The sequence below is a fragment of the Candidatus Pelagibacter bacterium nBUS_29 genome (assembly GCF_051200905.1).
Classification (GTDB): Bacteria; Pseudomonadota; Alphaproteobacteria; order Pelagibacterales; family Pelagibacteraceae; genus Pelagibacter.
Map to the genome: position 1 here is coordinate 763231 of NZ_CP172843.1, position 15648 is coordinate 778878.

The window sequence follows — 15648 nt, forward strand, 5'->3', positions numbered from 1 at the left end:
AATGAGAGCATCTAATTTTACATTACCATCAACAAATAAAGAAAATTATTCTTTAAAAAACTCTTTGGGTAAATATGTAATTTTATATTTCTATCCAAAAGATGACACTCCAGGATGCACCCTTGAAACTAATGATTTTAATAAATTACTTTCAAAATTTAAGAAGTTAGATTGTGAAATATATGGAATTTCAAAAGATAATCTTAAAAGTCATGATAAATTCAGAGATAAATATAAGATAAAATTTGATTTATTGGCTGATGAAGAGATTAAAGTCCTTAAGAAATATAAAGTTTGGGGTAAAAAAAAATTCATGGGACGAGAATTTATGGGCATTATTAGAACTACATTTTTAATAGATAAAAAAGGAAAAATCATAAAGATTTGGAATAATGTTAGGGTTAAAGATCACGCCAAGGAAGTTATGAAAACTCTTAAATCCTTTATTGAAAAGTAAAAAAGGCCCCTTATTTCTAAGGGACCTCTAACGTTATAGAGAGAGAAATTTTTAGTCTCTAATAGCGTAAGCTATTACACCTGTTTCGGTAACATCAGTTCCTTTTGCTTGAGCCTCTTTACTTAAAGTAATTCCTACCAGAGAGTTAAGCACTGACCAGATAATATATGAAACAATAAATACAAATATATTTATTGAAACCACTCCAATTAACTGTGCACCAAACGTAGCATCCGGGTTTGTTAATGGCACGGCTAATGTTCCCCAAATACCTGAAAGTAAATGAGCTGGTATTGCTCCAACAACATCATCAAGTTTATAACTAAATAGTAATTTAGTTCCAAACACAACAATGACACCACCAACAGCACCAATTAAAATTGCAGTAAAGGGTGATGGAGCTAATGGTTCTGCTGTTATGGCAACTAATCCACCTATTGCACCATTCAACATTTGAACTACGTCAGTTTTACCAAACATTAATCTAGTAACTACTGCCGCTGCTAATACACCACCACAAGCTGCTAAATTGGTATTAATAAAGATTGTAGAAATCGAAACAGCATCAGCAAATGATCCAAGAGCTAATTGTGACCCTCCATTAAATCCAAACCATCCTAACCAAAGTACAAAAACACCGATTGTAACTAAAGGTATTGATGAGGCTGCAAAAGGTTTGATAGGTGTTGGTACACCAGATTTTGTAAATCTACCATATCTTGGTCCAAGTATCATTATACCTGCAAGCGCAGCTGCACCACCAGTTGAGTGAACTAATGTTGATCCAGCAAAGTCAGAAAAACCAATTTCAGCTAACCAGCCTCCACCCCACTGCCAACCCATTACGATTGGATAAATTACTCCAGCTAAAATAGCTGCAAAGAAAAAGAATGGCCATAATTTGATTCTTTCAGCCATAGCTCCTGAACAAATTGAAACTGTTGTTGCACAAAATACCATTTGGAAAAACCAGTCAGATCCATCTGAATAGCCAGTTTCTAATGAACTGGCATCAGACCAAGGTACAAAATTTCCTATATATCCACCTTCTGGAATACCGTATGCCAAGTTGTAACCAACTAGCCAAAACATAATTCCTGATATTGCATAAAGACCAATGTTCTTTGCACAAATTACAGAAACACTTTTTGAAGTTACCATACCAGATTCAAGCATTGCAAAACCTGCTGCCATGAACATGACAAGGAAACCACAAATTAAAAAAAATAGAGTATTAAAGATAAACCCTACTTCTGCTGATACTGTTGTTTCAGCATTTCCAACACTAATTAAACTCATTAATATTACTAATGAGAGCAATGGCGTTGATATTAGTTTAATAATTTTTTTCATAAGACCTTCCGTTAAAAGAAGACTTATAAATTGATGAATTTTAAAAACTAACGCTGATTAGGAAAATATGGTATGCAGTATTTGCATATAGTAACAGCCCTAAACGTATTTAAAGACGTTAGGGCTGTTAAAAAAATGATTACTTGTTGAATACTTCTTTTAAAGCTTTTGCAGGTAAGAATTTTACTTTTTGAGAAGCAGCGATTTGGATTTGTTCACCTGTTCTTGGGTTTCTTCCAACTCTTGCTTTTCTTTTAGCTACTTTATAAGTACCAAAACCAGCAATTTTTACTGAGTCATCACCTTTTAGTGCATCTAAAATAGTGTTGGTAATTGTATCAAATGTTCTTTCAGCATCTGCTTTGCTCAAGTTTAATGAGCCAGAAAGCTGTGCCATTAGTTGTTTTTTGTTCATTTTAGCTCCGGTTTAGTTGATTAATTATCATACTTGTCATAAACGTTGATAAATCAAGCTTTTTTTTAGTGCCTAATTTTTTTTTGCATACTATATCTAGTTGTAACTTAAATAAGTATTGATTTTATTAGGTTTATAGACGTTTTTATAAATAAAATTAATTGAATAAACCTATGTCTTTTAAGTCATTAAATGTCGTAAAAAACATCAATGATAGCAACAAAAACATTCCGATTCGAAAAAAACCTTCCTGAACTTTTTGAGATAAAGGACGACCTAATATCTTTTCAAAAGCATAAAACATTAAGTGTCCACCATCTAACATTGGGATAGGAAATAAGTTAATCAAACCAAGACTTACTGAAATATAAGCCATGATAGATATGAAAGGTAGGACACCAATTTCAGCTACCTGGCCAGTAATCTTAGCAATTCTAATTGGTCCCCCTAATTGGGATGTATCACCAGTACCTTTAAACATACTACCAATATATTTAAGGGATGAAGAGCTTACAAAATAAACTTCTTTAACAGAATGAATTAGAGCTTGGGCTGGTCCTAATTTAACATGATTTATTTCATTATTGTAAGCACCAAGTTTAATACCAACCATTCTTTTATTAATTTTATTACCTAAATTGTCTTCGCTTAAAACTATATTTGGTTTAATTTTAAGTAAATACTCTTGATCAGATCTCTCAACTTTAAAATCGATAATTTCACCTGTAGAAGTTGTGATAAATTTTGAAACATCCATAATGCTATTAACTTTATTGCCATCAATTTCCAAAATAACGTCATTTTGTTTAAGTCCACCAATCATAGCTGGACTATCTTTTTGAACTTCATTAATTACTGCTGGAGTAAAATCTTTTCCAATAAAAGTATAAATTGAAAAAAAGATTGCTATTGCTAAAAGAAAATTGGCAAGTGGTCCACCAAATACTATTAAAACTCTTTGATACAGAGGTTTTAATACAAATAACCTATCTTGATCTTCTTTATTATATTGTTTTAAAACTTTCTCTTGATCAGCTTGTGAAAATACGTTTCGATCCCCAAAAAACTTTACATAACCACCCAAAGGTATCCAGCAAATTTTCCATCTAGTTCCTGATTTATCATTCCATCCAAAAATTTCTTTACCAAAACCTATAGAAAAATCAGTAACTCCTACTCCATATCTTTTGGCAAACCAATAATGACCATATTCATGAATAAACACCACAACCAGAATTAGAATTAAAAAAGGGATTATATATGTTAGCATTATTAATTATTTTAAAGATCCTTCTAAAACATATTTTAATATTCGAACTGCTTGTTTTTGATCAGATGCAACGGCTGATGCAGCTGCATCAACTTCTTTTAGTGCATGTTGATGATCGTCATTATGAATAACAATTATTGATTTATTTAAAGCTGCTGCATAACCAGCATCAAAAGCAGCATTCCATTGTTTGTATTTTTCACCAAATTTAACAATAATTACATCACTGTCTTGAATTGATTTTTTAGTTCTAATTGAATTAATATTGGCACCTTTTCTATCTTTCCAAAAATTTTTTTCTTCAGCTCCTAAAATTTCGACACCACAATTATCAGAAGTTTCATGATCAGTAATAGGAGATGTAAACTCAATACCTAGTTTTTCTTTTTTACAAAGTTCAACAATTTCATTTCGCCAATCACTATGTATTTCACCAGCTAAATAAACTTTTAACATTAAGATCTCCTAATTATTATTATTATACAAAATGATATATCAAATATTAAACTTAACTTTAACTGTATAAAACCACACAGTTAATTGTAATTACATTCCTATTCTTTTACTTAATCATTGACAGCATACTATTAATAACTATATAACTAGTTATATAACTATGTTAGATACTGATAGAGCAGCAGAAGGATTTAATGCAGTAGGCTCAAAACATAGGTTAAGTGTTCTTCTAGAATTGGTTAAAATAGGTTCAAAAGGCTTATCAATTGGTGAAATACAAGATCTCCTTAATATACCATTATCAACACTAGCTCACCATCTCGATTATTTAAAAAAAGCAAATTTAATTAAACAAGTAAAAAAAGGTAGATCCATTTTAAACTTTGCTCAAATTAATCATATTCAATCTTTAGCTGATTATCTTTTAAAAGAATGCTGTGTAAATGAAAATAAAAGAAAATAATGAAAGCAACCTTTTTAAGAAATATTAGTAATTTTTACCTTAAAATTAATAATGTTTGGACACTTGTTGTTTTAATCCCCTTATTAATTTTCATATTTGAGTCTAATAATTTTAATTCTATTTTAATTTTTGCCTTAAAGGCTTTAATGGGAACTATTCCTTTTATTTTATTTGCTATCAGCTTAGTTGCATATTTAAAAGCAACTGGTGCCGAAAGTTTAGTTTCAAAAGCATTTAAAGGAAAAGAAGTTAGAACAATTTTTATCGCAACATTAGTTGGTGGTCTTGCTCCATTTTGTTCATGTGAAGTAATACCATTTATAGCAAGTATGCTAGCTTTAGGAGTTCCGCTATCTGCTGTGATGGCTTTTTGGTTATCTTCACCCTTAATTGATCCTCCAGCTCTGTTGATCACAGCAAGTGCTCTTGGTTGGGATTATGCAATAGCAAAAACAATTTCAGCATTAACTATTGGTTTAATTGGTGGCTTTGGAATTTATTTTTTAACAAAACTTGGGATGTTTACGAGCCCATTAAAAGATCAAAATAGATCTAGTAGTGGCTCATGCTGTGATACTAAAGATCCTTTTAATCAAGAGCTTGTCTTAAAATTTTGGAATAATTCAGAAAGAACTAAAATTTTTAGAGATGAATTTATAACGAATGGGTTATTTTTATTAAAATGGTTATCGCTTGCTTATTTAATTGAAGCATTAATGGTTCAATTTATGTCTGCTCAAATAATTGGAAGTTTTTTGTCAGGAGATGGATTGTCATCTATTGTTATAGGAGCTTTTGCTGGTGTACCTGCTTATTTAAATTCTTATGCAGCACCAGCTATTGTGTCAGGATTAATTGAACAAGGATTGAGTGCTGGTGGTGCTATGGCTTTTCTAGTTGGTGGAGCAATCAGTTCTATTCCAGCAATGACAGCTGTTTGGTCTCTGGTGAACCGCTCTACATTTATCGCTTACTTAACTTTTGGTTTTGGAGGAGCTATTTTATGTGGAATAGCTTTTCAATTTTATGTTAATTTTTAAACAAAATTTAATTTATTTTTTGAATTAATGATGTGCTGTTATTTGTAGGTTTGTTAACATCTTTTGAAACTTCATGAAAAATAAGATCAGGTTTATTACATTCCTTTAAAAAGGCTGAACCTTGTAATTCTAAATTCAAATATCGATTAACATCTGTTTGATTAATAATTACCGGTTGACGGTGATGTATTTCAGTGATGTTTTCTTTTGCTTCTTCTGTAATTAAACAAAATTGATCCTCTTCATAAATACCTGCAAAGAATATTGGTTTACTATCTTTTCTTGTAAAATAATGAGGAGTTTTCTCTTTTTCTTCTCTTTTCCATTCATAAAAACCATCAGCAACTACAACACATCTATTATTTTTAATTAGTTTTTTAAATGAAACCTTTTCATCAATAGTCTCTAGTCTTGCATTAATTAATGCTTTGAAATCTTTGTCTTTAGCCCAACCTGGAATTAAGCCCCATTTAAGTGCTTCTAAAGTATTTCCATTTTTATATTTTTTTATTACTGGAAGTTTTTGATATGGGTGTGCGTTATAGTTTTCAGTATCTTCAACTTGAATTGCTGATTTAACTAATTTACTAGTTTTAGTAACTGGGTTTTTAACAACATATCTTCCGCACATGTGTATATTTTAGCAAATAGAATGAGCTGAGTCGATATGATGGTTTTAAGCATATTGGCCCGCAACATAACCAGAAGACCAAGCCCATTGAAAATTATATCCACCTAAATGTCCAGTTACATCCACAACTTCACCAATAAAGAATAAATTTTTATATTTATTAGACATCATTGTTTTTGAGGACAATTCTTTAGTATCAACTCCTCCTAAAGTCACCTCTGCAGTTCTATACCCTTCTGATCCTGTTGGATTGATTAACCAAGAATTTATATTCTCACTTAATTGTTTTAATATTTTATTAGATAATTCTGAAATATTTCCACTTACTTTATTTTCACTACAAATAATTTGAGCTAATCTTTTTGGCAAAATTTCACTTACAATATTTAAAATATCAAATTTTGGATTTAACTTTCTTTTTTCCTCTAATAATTGATAAACATTTAATTTTGGTGACAGATTAACTTTAATATTATCCCCTTGTTTCCAATAGGACGAAATTTGTAATATTGAAGGGCCACTTAAACCACGGTGTGTAAATAACATTCCTTCTTGAAACAAAACTTTATTAAAAGAGACTATCGCTTCAACTGAAAGTCCTGTTAACTCTTTACAAATCTCTAATATCTTTTCATTAAATGTTAAAGGCACTAATGCAGGTAAGGTTTCAATTATATTGTGATCAAATTTTTTAGCGATTTCATAACCAAATGAAGTGGCACCAATTTTTGGAACTGATAATCCACCAGTTGCAACAATCAACGACTCTGATGAATATGTATCTGTTTCATTTGATACTAGATATTGATCATTATCTTTTTCAACATTCTTTATAATAAATTCTTTTAAAATAGTAACGTTTGCTAACTCACATTCTTTAAGCAACATCTCAACAATTTGTTGAGCACTATGATCGCAAAATAATTGTCCTAATTTTTTTTCATGAAATTTAATCTCATGCTTATTCATTAAATTGATAAAATCATTCTGGGTATATTGACTTAAAGCTGATCTTACAAACTTTGGGTTTTGAGAAAGAAATTTGCTTGGATTTGAGTTAATATTAGTAAAATTACATCTACCTCCACCTGAAATTCTAATCTTTTCACCAATTTTTTTATAATGATCAACAAGTAAAACTTTTCGACCACGTTTGCCAGCTTCAATAGCACTCATCATGCCAGCTGCACCTGCTCCAATTATTATAACATCATATTTAATGCTCATTATTTCCTAAATATTAAATCTGAAAAAATTTATCTTAGTAACTAAATTGATTGTCTTTTAATTAACTCTTCAATTTGTTCAATCATTACCTTTGAAGATTTCATGGCAGGATAAATTTCTTGTGCTTTTTTATAACTTCTTTTTGCTTTATCGTAATTCTTTAACTTTATGTTCACCATACCCTGTCCTGCTAGAGCTCCAAAATGTCTTTCTTCTAATTCTAGTACTTTATCAATATCATCTTGTGATTTTTGAAATTCTCCAACCATATAAAATACTGTTGCTCTTTTATTCCAAGCCTCAGCCCAGTTAGGGTCTAGTTCAATTGCTTCAGTAAAAACATCGATTGCTCTATTTAACTGTTGATCTTGAACTAATCTTGAGCCTTCATCTAACATCGATGTTAATTTTTGATCCGTAGGATGAGTACTCCATAACATCCATATCTGCTGCACAATTCCAGAAGATAAAGATGGAATGTTTTTTTTTAATTCTAAAAATAATTTATCAAGCTCAACATCTCTATCATTTGCACTTAAAGCTGTAGTTGAAACAAATAAAATGATAATGGATAGAATCTTTTTCATTAAAAACGATAACAAAAAAATAATATTAAGTCTTTATAGATTTTTTAAGATAGCTTTTTTTAGAGTGTTACCAATGATAATTGTGCCTTGGTCATTTGGATGCATGCCATCACTTAAATTAAATTCAGGTTTTTGCGCTACACCTTCAAGTAGAAATGGAATTAATTGCAAATTATATTTTTTAGATAAATCTGAAAAAATTTTATCAAAAGATTTCTTATATCCATAACCATACGAAGTTGGTGCGATCATTCCAGCTATGACCACTTTGATATTTTTGTTTTTTGCAATTTTAATAATTTCTTCTAAATTATTTTTTGTCTCCTTAGGGTTTATACCTCTAAGCATATCATTAGCTCCAAGACATAAGATCATAAGATCAATATTATTTTCTGATAAAGTCCACTCAGCTATATTTAATCCACCTGCAGAAGTGCTTCCTGAAACACTACCATTAACAATTTCTATGTTGTGTCCCTCTAGCTCTAAAATATTTTGTAAAACTACTGATAAATGTTGTTCATTAGGCAATCCATAACCTGCCATCAAGCTATCTCCAAATAATATTACTTTTTCTATTGCACTTACCTTTATGGTGACTAGACAGAGTACGATTATTTTAATAATAAAACTTTTATTCATGAGCATTCTTCTTAAATTAAATAAGGTAAATCTTAAATATCAAACTGGTAAAGATAATATCAGAGTTTTAAAAGATGTTAACTTAACAACCAAGAAAAAAGAGACAATTTCTATTGTTGGAGAAAGTGGGTCAGGAAAAACTAGTCTAATAATGTTAATCGGAGGGTTAGAAAAAGCTACCTCTGGAAAAATTTTTTTTCAAGATCATGAAATAACAAAATTAAATGAAGATGAGGTCTCTGAAATAAGAAGAAAAAACATTGGAATTATATTTCAGTCATTTTATTTAATCCCTAATTATACAGCAGTTGAAAATGTAGCCCTAACTCTTGAATTGAATAAATTCAAAAATCCTGAAAAAGAAGCAAAACAATTGTTAGATCGATTTGGATTAAGTCATCGATTTAATAATTTGCCAAGTCAGTTATCAGGTGGCGAACAACAAAGAGTTGCTATAGCTCGAGCCATTGCAATGAAACCAGAATTAATCTTAGCGGATGAACCTACTGGAAATTTAGATACTGAAAATTCAGTAATGATTTCTGATATATTATTTAAATATGTAAAAGAAGAAGGTTCCTCACTCATTATGGTAACTCATGATCCAAAATTAGCTAATAAAGCAAAAAGAAAAATTAAAATTAAAGATGGAAAAATTAAATAATCCATCTGAACTAAATTTAATTTTTAAATATGCTTTAAAAGATTTAAGCAGAAATTATAAAAAACTCGCCAGTATTATAATAACTCTTTTTATTAGTCTTTTCATTTTAAGTGCCATCTTCACAATTGAAGATAGCTTAAAAAAAGAATTAAATGATAATGCTAAATCTTTATTAGGAGGAGATCTTGAGATTGACTATAATCGTAATGAAGGAAATCTTGAACTGGTTAATCAAGTAAAAAAGTTTACAACAATTTCTCAAATGATTGAGTTCAGCACAATGGTCTCAACTACTGGTAGAGAAACAAACAAATCTCTTTTTACCAGAATAAAGACTGTAGACACTAAATATCCATTATATGGCTCTGTTGATTACGAACCAGTAGGTGCATTTGATAGAATGCACAATGAACCTAATACATTGCTAATTAATGAAAGTTTATCAAAAAATTTAAATTTAAAGATTAATGAAAAAATTAAAGTTCAAAATCAATTATTCACAATTATTGGAATTGTAAAATCTGTCCCTGATGTCAGTGGATTTGTAGCTTTCGGTGATTGGGCACTTGCAGGGGATCAAACATTAGAAATTTTAAAATTAAATGGAATTGGTAGTTTTTTAAATTACGAATACAAAGTAAAATTCAACGAAACAGATGATGCTAAAAAACTAGAAAAAAGAATTGAAGATATATTTAAAGATGATCAAAAAGTTAAGCTTAGATATCCTGAAAATTCTGCCAGTGGTTTAAAGAGAATTATCAATAATTTTTCACAATTTTTATCATTAGTTTCAATTAGTGCGATGCTTATTGCTGGAATTGGAATAGCAAATACCCTTCTTTCTTTTATCAATCAAAATAATATGTCTATTGCCGTTAGAAAAGCAGTTGGATTTTATTCAGGAAACATCAAAACACTTTATTATCTTCAATTATTTATCTTACTTTTAGTAATCACCACTTTTGCTTATGGCTCAAGTTTTCTAATAGTTCCTATTGTGGATCAATATTTATCAGATGGATTAGGGCTTAATGTTTCTCCAGTGTTTTCAATTTTAAACTTTATTAAGATATTTTTAGTTGGGTTATTAGTTCTTGTTATTTTTTCAATTCCAACCATAAGTTCAATTGACCAAGTAAAAGCTTCTAATTTATTTAGAAATGTTTTTCAAAACTTAGAGTTTTATTATTCAAAAAAATCTACAGCTTTAAGTCTAATCTTATTATCTATTTTAGTATTATTATTTAGTTTTGGATCTGAAAGACCTATTTATAGCCTTGGATATTTTGTGGCTTTTTTTGTTTGTTTGATTGTATTTTTTCTACTTTCAAAAATAATCATATATTTTTTAAAAAAATTTAAATCTACTTCCAACATATCTTTAAAAGTATCTATTAAAAACATAACACAAACAAAAAGCATAACACCAATTACAATTATGTCTTTGGGACTTGGGGTTACTTTGCTGTTAACGCTTGCATTAGTTGGAACTAATTTTCAAAGAGAAATTGCAAAATCAATACCTGATATTGCTCCTGACTATTTTTTTGTTGGAATTCAAAAAGGAGAAAAAGAAATATTCGAAAAAAATATATTGAATATGGATGCTGATGCAAAAATTGAAGTAGTACCGATGGTATCATCTGGAATTATTAAGATTAATGGAGTTAATCCAAATACTTATATTAAGCCTGATAATGATAGTTATTGGGTAATTGGGAGTGACAGAAGATCCTCATGGACCGATGAAGTTCCAGAAGATAATCCGTTAACCGAAGGTAAGTGGTGGGATCTTACTAAGCCTGACCAACTTCAAATTTCTTTAGATGCTGAAGTTGCAAAAAATTTAAATATTAAATTAGGTGATGTATTCACTCTTAATATTTATGGAAGAGAAATTGAAGGAGAAATAGTTAATTTTAGAGCTGTTGATTACCGTGATCTTAGTATTAATTTTGCAATGTTATTTAATCCTCAATTTGCAAATAATATTCCTCATGAATATTTAGCAACTACAAAATTTGAAACAATTGAAAAGTTTGATGAAACTTCAATGTTAGAAGTGCTTCCAAGCTTATCTATGATTAAAATTGCTGATTATTTAAACAAAGTAACTGATGTTTTAAATAAGGTATTTATTGCCGTAACCCTTATCTCGGCAGTCACTATAATCATTGGATTAATTGTAATTTCAAGCGCTATCATTGTTCAAGGAAAAGTAAAAGAATATCAAAATTTAGTATTTAAAATTTTAGGGTTTTCAAAAAAAGAAATTATTTTATCCTCCCTAATTGAATTTATCATAATCTTTAATTCTGTAATATTGATAGCAACCTTTTTTGCGGTAACTGCATCTAAATTTATAATTGAAAATATTTTTGAATTGGTTTGGGTTTTTGACTTCAAGGTATTGTTTAATTTAGGAATTAGTATCGGTTTAATAACATTACTTTTAATAATGATAACAAATATAAAGTATTTAAATCCTAAGGTTTACCCACTAATAAGAAATCAGTAATTTACAATACTTTATATTTTAATTCGTTTAATTGATCTCTACTTTAAACATTACTTCATTTCTCCTGTTCATCGGAAGTGTAAAAGGACTATCGTAGGTTGCTCTTATCGGTGAACTTATAATATTTGTATTATTATCTTTTAGCTCTTTTTCTAAAATATCTTTATGTTTAATAAAATTTTTATCTGAAGCTCTTCCTGTGTATCTTAAAACAGCAAAATAACCTCCAGCGATAGTAATTACTCTTACATCTTTCCTGGTTGGATTTGGTATATTACTAGAATTATATTTTGATGGTAAATAAAATTGCATTGTCATATTACCCTCTCTTTCAATACGAGTAACCGGTGTAGTCATTTTGATTTCTTCACTGGTTTTATTGTTTCCAGAAATATAGTTAAATAGCTTTCTAAAACTATTATTTTGACCATCAGAAATGGTCTCAACTGCTAACCGATCTGAGTATTTTCTTATCTCATAGACATCATTTTTATTTATTACCTCATAATTTGCTTCCTCTGCAGCCATGACAGCAGAATACAAAAAAAAGAATAATGTACAAAAAAAAATATTTAAAAAATTTTTAAAAATCATGGTGTTATTTAACTTTATACTCAAAATTTTGTGTATTTTCATTGATTTGGATTAATTCTGCACCATTTCTTGAGTGAAATTTTGTAGCCATATCAGTAAGCGGAGAAAGAGTTATCAGTCTGTTTAAATGGTTAGATTTTTTTATCTTTTTAAAAACTTCTTTCACAATTAATTTTCCACCTCCCTTTTTTTTAGACCAAACAGTGTAAGCAATTGCTATTTGGCCAATATTTTGATCTCTAAGTGCACTTTGTAAAAAGGCATCAGTACTCAATTTTTCCAACTCATCTACACTTGTGGGAATTTTGTTTGTATAAGCAAAACACATAACAGCATGAATTTCACCTTTGTACTCAACTCCATATATTTTTCTACCATACCCGGTTCTAAAGTTATTATCTAGTTCAGGTCTCACTGGATCTTCTTCAGTATTACACTCTTTAAGCTCAACAAGTTTAGCGCCTTTTACCCAACCAAAAAAACCATCAATACTTTTATTTAGTATTTGTTTATTTTTTCTAATACGCGCTTTAACTCTAGGTTTAAATTTTTTTTTTAAAATTTTAATCATAAAAAATTAATAGTACTTAATCGCTAAATTTCTAATATTTAGGAAATTGTCACACGTAATTAGTAAGATAATCATAGATTAATTTAGTGCTAGAAAATAAGATTAGTATATAAATTATATTATAAAATAATTTTTCATCTATTATTTTAAGAATTCTATATCCAATATATATTCCAACAATAGCTAGTGGCACCAGTATGATTGATTGTTTAAAGGTTTGAAGGTTCATCATTGATAGGTGAATATAAAATGGAAGTTTAATTAAATTAACAAAGGTAAAAAAAATAACTCTAGTTCCAACATAAATTTCTTTTTTTAATCTTAATGGCAATAAATAAATACTTGTAGGCGTACCACCTGCATGCACACAAAAGCTTGTAAACCCAGCAATAGCTGAACATATACCACCTTTAAAAAGATTCTTTTTAGACTTTTCTTCTTTATTTTTTTTAAACAAAAAATAATGAACTGTAAAAATGAATCCCATTACACCAACCAAAAATTTTAGTATGTCTTCTGAAAAATATGAAAATGTTAATGATCCTATTAAGATTCCAATTCCAGCAAACGGAATTATTAATTTAAGAGTGCTTAAATCAAATTCTTTTCTAAACCTATATACTGCAATCATGTCTGAAAATATTAAAATTGGTAAGATAATTGCTAATGCTTGACTCAAAGGCATCACCAATGTCATTAAAGGAACTGAAATTAATGATATAGATCCACCTAAGCCTGACTTAGCAATTCCATATAATATAATCGCTGGAACAACTGTAAAAAAAAATAATAAATCTATTTCCATTTATTTATTGAATTTAATAATTTTTGACCCAAAGGACTTATTGGTTCTTGAAGTATGATCTTTCTACCTGTTTTTTCTTTAACAAGGTTAAGTAATTTTTTTGCAAATCCTTGTTTTCTAAAAATAGGATTAACAAATATATATTCCACTTCACCATTGCCATTAAACCTTACAAAACCCAGTGTTGTATTTTCATTTTTATATGTGAAAACACCATCAGACTCATCTAATTTATAATTCGAAAAATCAAAACTGTTCATTAATCCTAGTAATTTAAGAGCAAAAGAATGATCGCTATTGCAGCAATAACAGAACTTATAACTATATAATTAAGCTTAATATTGAATTTTTTTTCAACAAAATCTATGATTTTTTCCCAAAATAAAACGATTAAGAAAATAATAATAGCTGGCAATATATATTTGATCATTATTTAAGAATTGTTGTCACTAACATAAACAGAAACTCCTCTTGAGTTTAAATCTACATCAAATTTTTTATGTAATGGTGGAAATGCTCTTTGAGAACAATCTAGACGATCACAAGTTCTACAAGAAACACCTATAGGAATTTCTGTTGATTTGTCATTAATATTTACATTTTCTGTATATACAAAATCTTTTGCATATTTAGCTTCACAACCAAGACCTATTGATAATATACTTTTTGCTTGTCCAAATCGTCCAATACCTTTTTCAACTGTTCTTGCAATACAAACATATTTTTCACCATTAGTCATTTTGCTTACTGCTGCTTGAATAACACCTGGTCTAGTTAATGCAGAATAAACATTCCATCTTGGACATGCCCCGCCGTATCTAGGTATATCAATACCTGATAAAGAAAATCTTTTTGAAATATTCCCAGCCATATCAACTCTTAAAAAATGAAATGGAATTCCTGGAAGCTTTGGATCTTGTAAGCATGTTACCCTATGAGTAACTTGCTCAAATGATGTGGCAAATGTATTTTGCAATAACTCTAAATCATATTTAAGTTTCTTACACTCTGCGTGAAATAATTTATAAGGCATTAATATTGCTGCACCACAATAATTCAACAAAGCTACTTTTGTTAATTTTTTAGATTCTTCCGATGGAAAACTAAACGTTGATAAGTATTTATCAATTTCTTTACTTGCTCCTTCTTGGGCAATCTGTGCTGCTGCATGCAATTTTTTTGTCTCTAATGAGCTATAATCACTTAATAAAAGTTCTTTTTTATTTTTATTATAAATTTTTGAAAAAGGTTTATTTTCTTCTGGTATTATATCTATAACTTTAATTGAATATTCAGATTTTAAATATTCGCATAAAGCAATATATCTTGTTCGATTATTTTTTTGAATTTTTTCAAAAACTTTATTTGCAAACTCTTCTAACTTAGGAAAATAGTTTCTATTTTGCTGAAGAAAGTCTGAAATAACTTCACCTGGGAATGAATTTTTTCTATTATCAACTATTTTTCCAGATATTTTTTCAATTTTATCAATTAGTTCATGATCTTTTTTTTTAATATGTCACCTAATCTTACGATTGCTTTACCAATTTTAGGATTGGTGCTGACTAAATCTTTAACTTCTGGTCCTAAAATATCTAAGTCTTCAAATAAACTATCATCTAAAATTTCAGAAATTGTGTTTTGTAAGTTGAGATCTGTCTTTGATGTTAAATCAGATAGCTCAATATTTAATTTTTCACAGACATTTAATAGTAGGTCACCGTCTATTTTTCTTTTTCCACTTTCAATTAAATTTAAATAACTCGGAGATATGCTTAAATCTTCCGCTAATTTGTTTGCCTGGAGACCTAATTGCCTTCTAAAAGCTTTGATTTTTGGTCCTATTTTTAAATCTATTTGACTCATATTTACTATTTGTAAATTTTGTAAATTTATTTTTACAATTTTTTTCTATGATTTACAAGCATTTTTGCGAATTTAATAGCTATTGT

Annotated in this window: 19 protein-coding genes; 5 read left to right on the forward strand and 14 right to left on the reverse strand. The window is 29.0% G+C overall.

The window, feature by feature from the left end:
• The first annotated feature begins 1 nt into the window (after nucleotide 1).
• Nucleotides 2-457, forward strand: coding sequence for a peroxiredoxin (locus ACIJYA_RS04165; protein ID WP_435087429.1), 456 nt, complete (start codon nucleotides 2-4; stop codon nucleotides 455-457).
• A 51-nt stretch (nucleotides 458-508) separates the two neighbouring features.
• Here the strand turns inward: ACIJYA_RS04165 and ACIJYA_RS04170 are convergent, their stop codons facing one another.
• The 4 genes from ACIJYA_RS04170 to ACIJYA_RS04185 all read right to left on the reverse strand — a co-directional run bounded on the left by ACIJYA_RS04170 (nucleotide 509) and on the right by ACIJYA_RS04185 (nucleotide 3951).
• Nucleotides 509-1810, reverse strand: coding sequence for an ammonium transporter (locus tag ACIJYA_RS04170; protein ID WP_435087431.1), 1302 nt, complete (start codon nucleotides 1808-1810; stop codon nucleotides 509-511).
• Nucleotides 1811-1949: 139 nt separating this feature from the next.
• Nucleotides 1950-2225: an HU family DNA-binding protein gene (locus ACIJYA_RS04175; RefSeq protein ID WP_023648697.1), complete on the reverse strand. Its 276-nt coding sequence runs from the start codon at nucleotides 2223-2225 to the stop codon at nucleotides 1950-1952.
• A gap of 157 nt (nucleotides 2226-2382) precedes the next feature.
• Nucleotides 2383-3495: an RIP metalloprotease RseP gene (gene rseP, locus ACIJYA_RS04180; RefSeq protein ID WP_435087433.1), complete on the reverse strand. Its 1113-nt coding sequence runs from the start codon at nucleotides 3493-3495 to the stop codon at nucleotides 2383-2385.
• Between the two features lie 6 nt (nucleotides 3496-3501).
• Nucleotides 3502-3951, reverse strand: a complete 450-nt coding sequence (locus tag ACIJYA_RS04185; RefSeq protein ID WP_435087435.1) for a YtoQ family protein — start codon at nucleotides 3949-3951, stop codon at nucleotides 3502-3504.
• Between the two features lie 160 nt (nucleotides 3952-4111).
• Between ACIJYA_RS04185 and ACIJYA_RS04190 the strand changes: the two genes are divergently transcribed.
• Both ACIJYA_RS04190 and ACIJYA_RS04195 read left to right on the forward strand, forming a co-directional pair.
• Nucleotides 4112-4414, forward strand: coding sequence for an ArsR/SmtB family transcription factor (locus tag ACIJYA_RS04190; protein WP_435087436.1), 303 nt, complete (start codon nucleotides 4112-4114; stop codon nucleotides 4412-4414).
• Nucleotides 4414-5454 carry a permease gene (locus tag ACIJYA_RS04195; protein WP_435087437.1) on the forward strand — a complete coding sequence of 347 codons (1041 nt, stop codon included), beginning with the start codon at nucleotides 4414-4416 and terminating at the stop codon, nucleotides 5452-5454. Before ACIJYA_RS04190 ends, ACIJYA_RS04195 begins: the two co-directional genes overlap by 1 nt.
• Nucleotides 5455-5461: 7 nt before the next feature.
• Here the strand turns inward: ACIJYA_RS04195 and ACIJYA_RS04200 are convergent, their stop codons facing one another.
• Genes ACIJYA_RS04200 through ACIJYA_RS04215 form a run of 4 tightly spaced genes read right to left on the reverse strand, consistent with a single transcriptional unit; the run spans nucleotide 5462 to nucleotide 8541 of the window.
• On the reverse strand, nucleotides 5462-6085 hold the full coding sequence (locus ACIJYA_RS04200; RefSeq protein ID WP_435087439.1) for an SOS response-associated peptidase: 624 nt from the start codon (nucleotides 6083-6085) through the stop codon (nucleotides 5462-5464).
• A gap of 45 nt (nucleotides 6086-6130) precedes the next feature.
• Nucleotides 6131-7312, reverse strand: coding sequence for an NAD(P)/FAD-dependent oxidoreductase (locus ACIJYA_RS04205; RefSeq protein WP_435087440.1), 1182 nt, complete (start codon nucleotides 7310-7312; stop codon nucleotides 6131-6133).
• Between the two features lie 41 nt (nucleotides 7313-7353).
• Nucleotides 7354-7899: a tetratricopeptide repeat protein gene (locus ACIJYA_RS04210; RefSeq protein WP_435087442.1), complete on the reverse strand. Its 546-nt coding sequence runs from the start codon at nucleotides 7897-7899 to the stop codon at nucleotides 7354-7356.
• Nucleotides 7900-7932: 33 nt separating this feature from the next.
• A complete protein-coding gene (locus ACIJYA_RS04215; RefSeq protein WP_435087444.1) occupies nucleotides 7933-8541 on the reverse strand; it encodes an arylesterase in 609 nt (202 codons plus the stop codon).
• On the opposite strand from ACIJYA_RS04215, the gene ACIJYA_RS04220 reads away from it, so the two are divergent.
• Together ACIJYA_RS04220 and ACIJYA_RS04225 are read left to right on the forward strand one after the other, a co-directional pair.
• Entirely contained in the window at nucleotides 8540-9205 is a 666-nt protein-coding gene (locus ACIJYA_RS04220; RefSeq protein WP_435087445.1) for an ABC transporter ATP-binding protein, read from the forward strand. The two genes, ACIJYA_RS04215 and ACIJYA_RS04220, sit on opposite strands and share 2 nt — an antisense overlap.
• Nucleotides 9189-11726: an ABC transporter permease gene (locus tag ACIJYA_RS04225; RefSeq protein ID WP_435087446.1), complete on the forward strand. Its 2538-nt coding sequence runs from the start codon at nucleotides 9189-9191 to the stop codon at nucleotides 11724-11726. The genes ACIJYA_RS04220 and ACIJYA_RS04225 overlap by 17 nt, the downstream gene beginning before the upstream one ends.
• Nucleotides 11727-11753: 27 nt before the next feature.
• Here ACIJYA_RS04225 and ACIJYA_RS04230 read toward each other — a convergent pair whose 3' ends face one another.
• The 6 genes from ACIJYA_RS04230 to ACIJYA_RS04255 form a co-directional block, all read right to left on the reverse strand.
• Nucleotides 11754-12320: an SOUL family heme-binding protein gene (locus ACIJYA_RS04230; RefSeq protein ID WP_435087448.1), complete on the reverse strand. Its 567-nt coding sequence runs from the start codon at nucleotides 12318-12320 to the stop codon at nucleotides 11754-11756.
• Between the two features lie 4 nt (nucleotides 12321-12324).
• A complete protein-coding gene (locus ACIJYA_RS04235; protein ID WP_435087450.1) occupies nucleotides 12325-12891 on the reverse strand; it encodes a hypothetical protein in 567 nt (188 codons plus the stop codon).
• A gap of 49 nt (nucleotides 12892-12940) precedes the next feature.
• Nucleotides 12941-13696: a sulfite exporter TauE/SafE family protein gene (locus ACIJYA_RS04240; RefSeq protein ID WP_435087451.1), complete on the reverse strand. Its 756-nt coding sequence runs from the start codon at nucleotides 13694-13696 to the stop codon at nucleotides 12941-12943.
• Entirely contained in the window at nucleotides 13687-13956 is a 270-nt protein-coding gene (locus ACIJYA_RS04245) for a GNAT family N-acetyltransferase (protein WP_435087453.1), read from the reverse strand. The genes ACIJYA_RS04240 and ACIJYA_RS04245 overlap by 10 nt, the downstream gene beginning before the upstream one ends.
• A gap of 173 nt (nucleotides 13957-14129) precedes the next feature.
• Nucleotides 14130-15212, reverse strand: a complete 1083-nt coding sequence (locus tag ACIJYA_RS04250; protein ID WP_435089262.1) for a helix-turn-helix domain-containing protein — start codon at nucleotides 15210-15212, stop codon at nucleotides 14130-14132.
• The gene (locus tag ACIJYA_RS04255) at nucleotides 15188-15562 is read right to left on the reverse strand and encodes a helix-turn-helix domain-containing protein (RefSeq protein WP_435087454.1); all 375 of its coding nucleotides are present in this window, start codon (nucleotides 15560-15562) and stop codon (nucleotides 15188-15190) included. Before ACIJYA_RS04255 ends, ACIJYA_RS04250 begins: the two co-directional genes overlap by 25 nt.
• Nucleotides 15563-15648 lie beyond the last annotated feature (86 nt).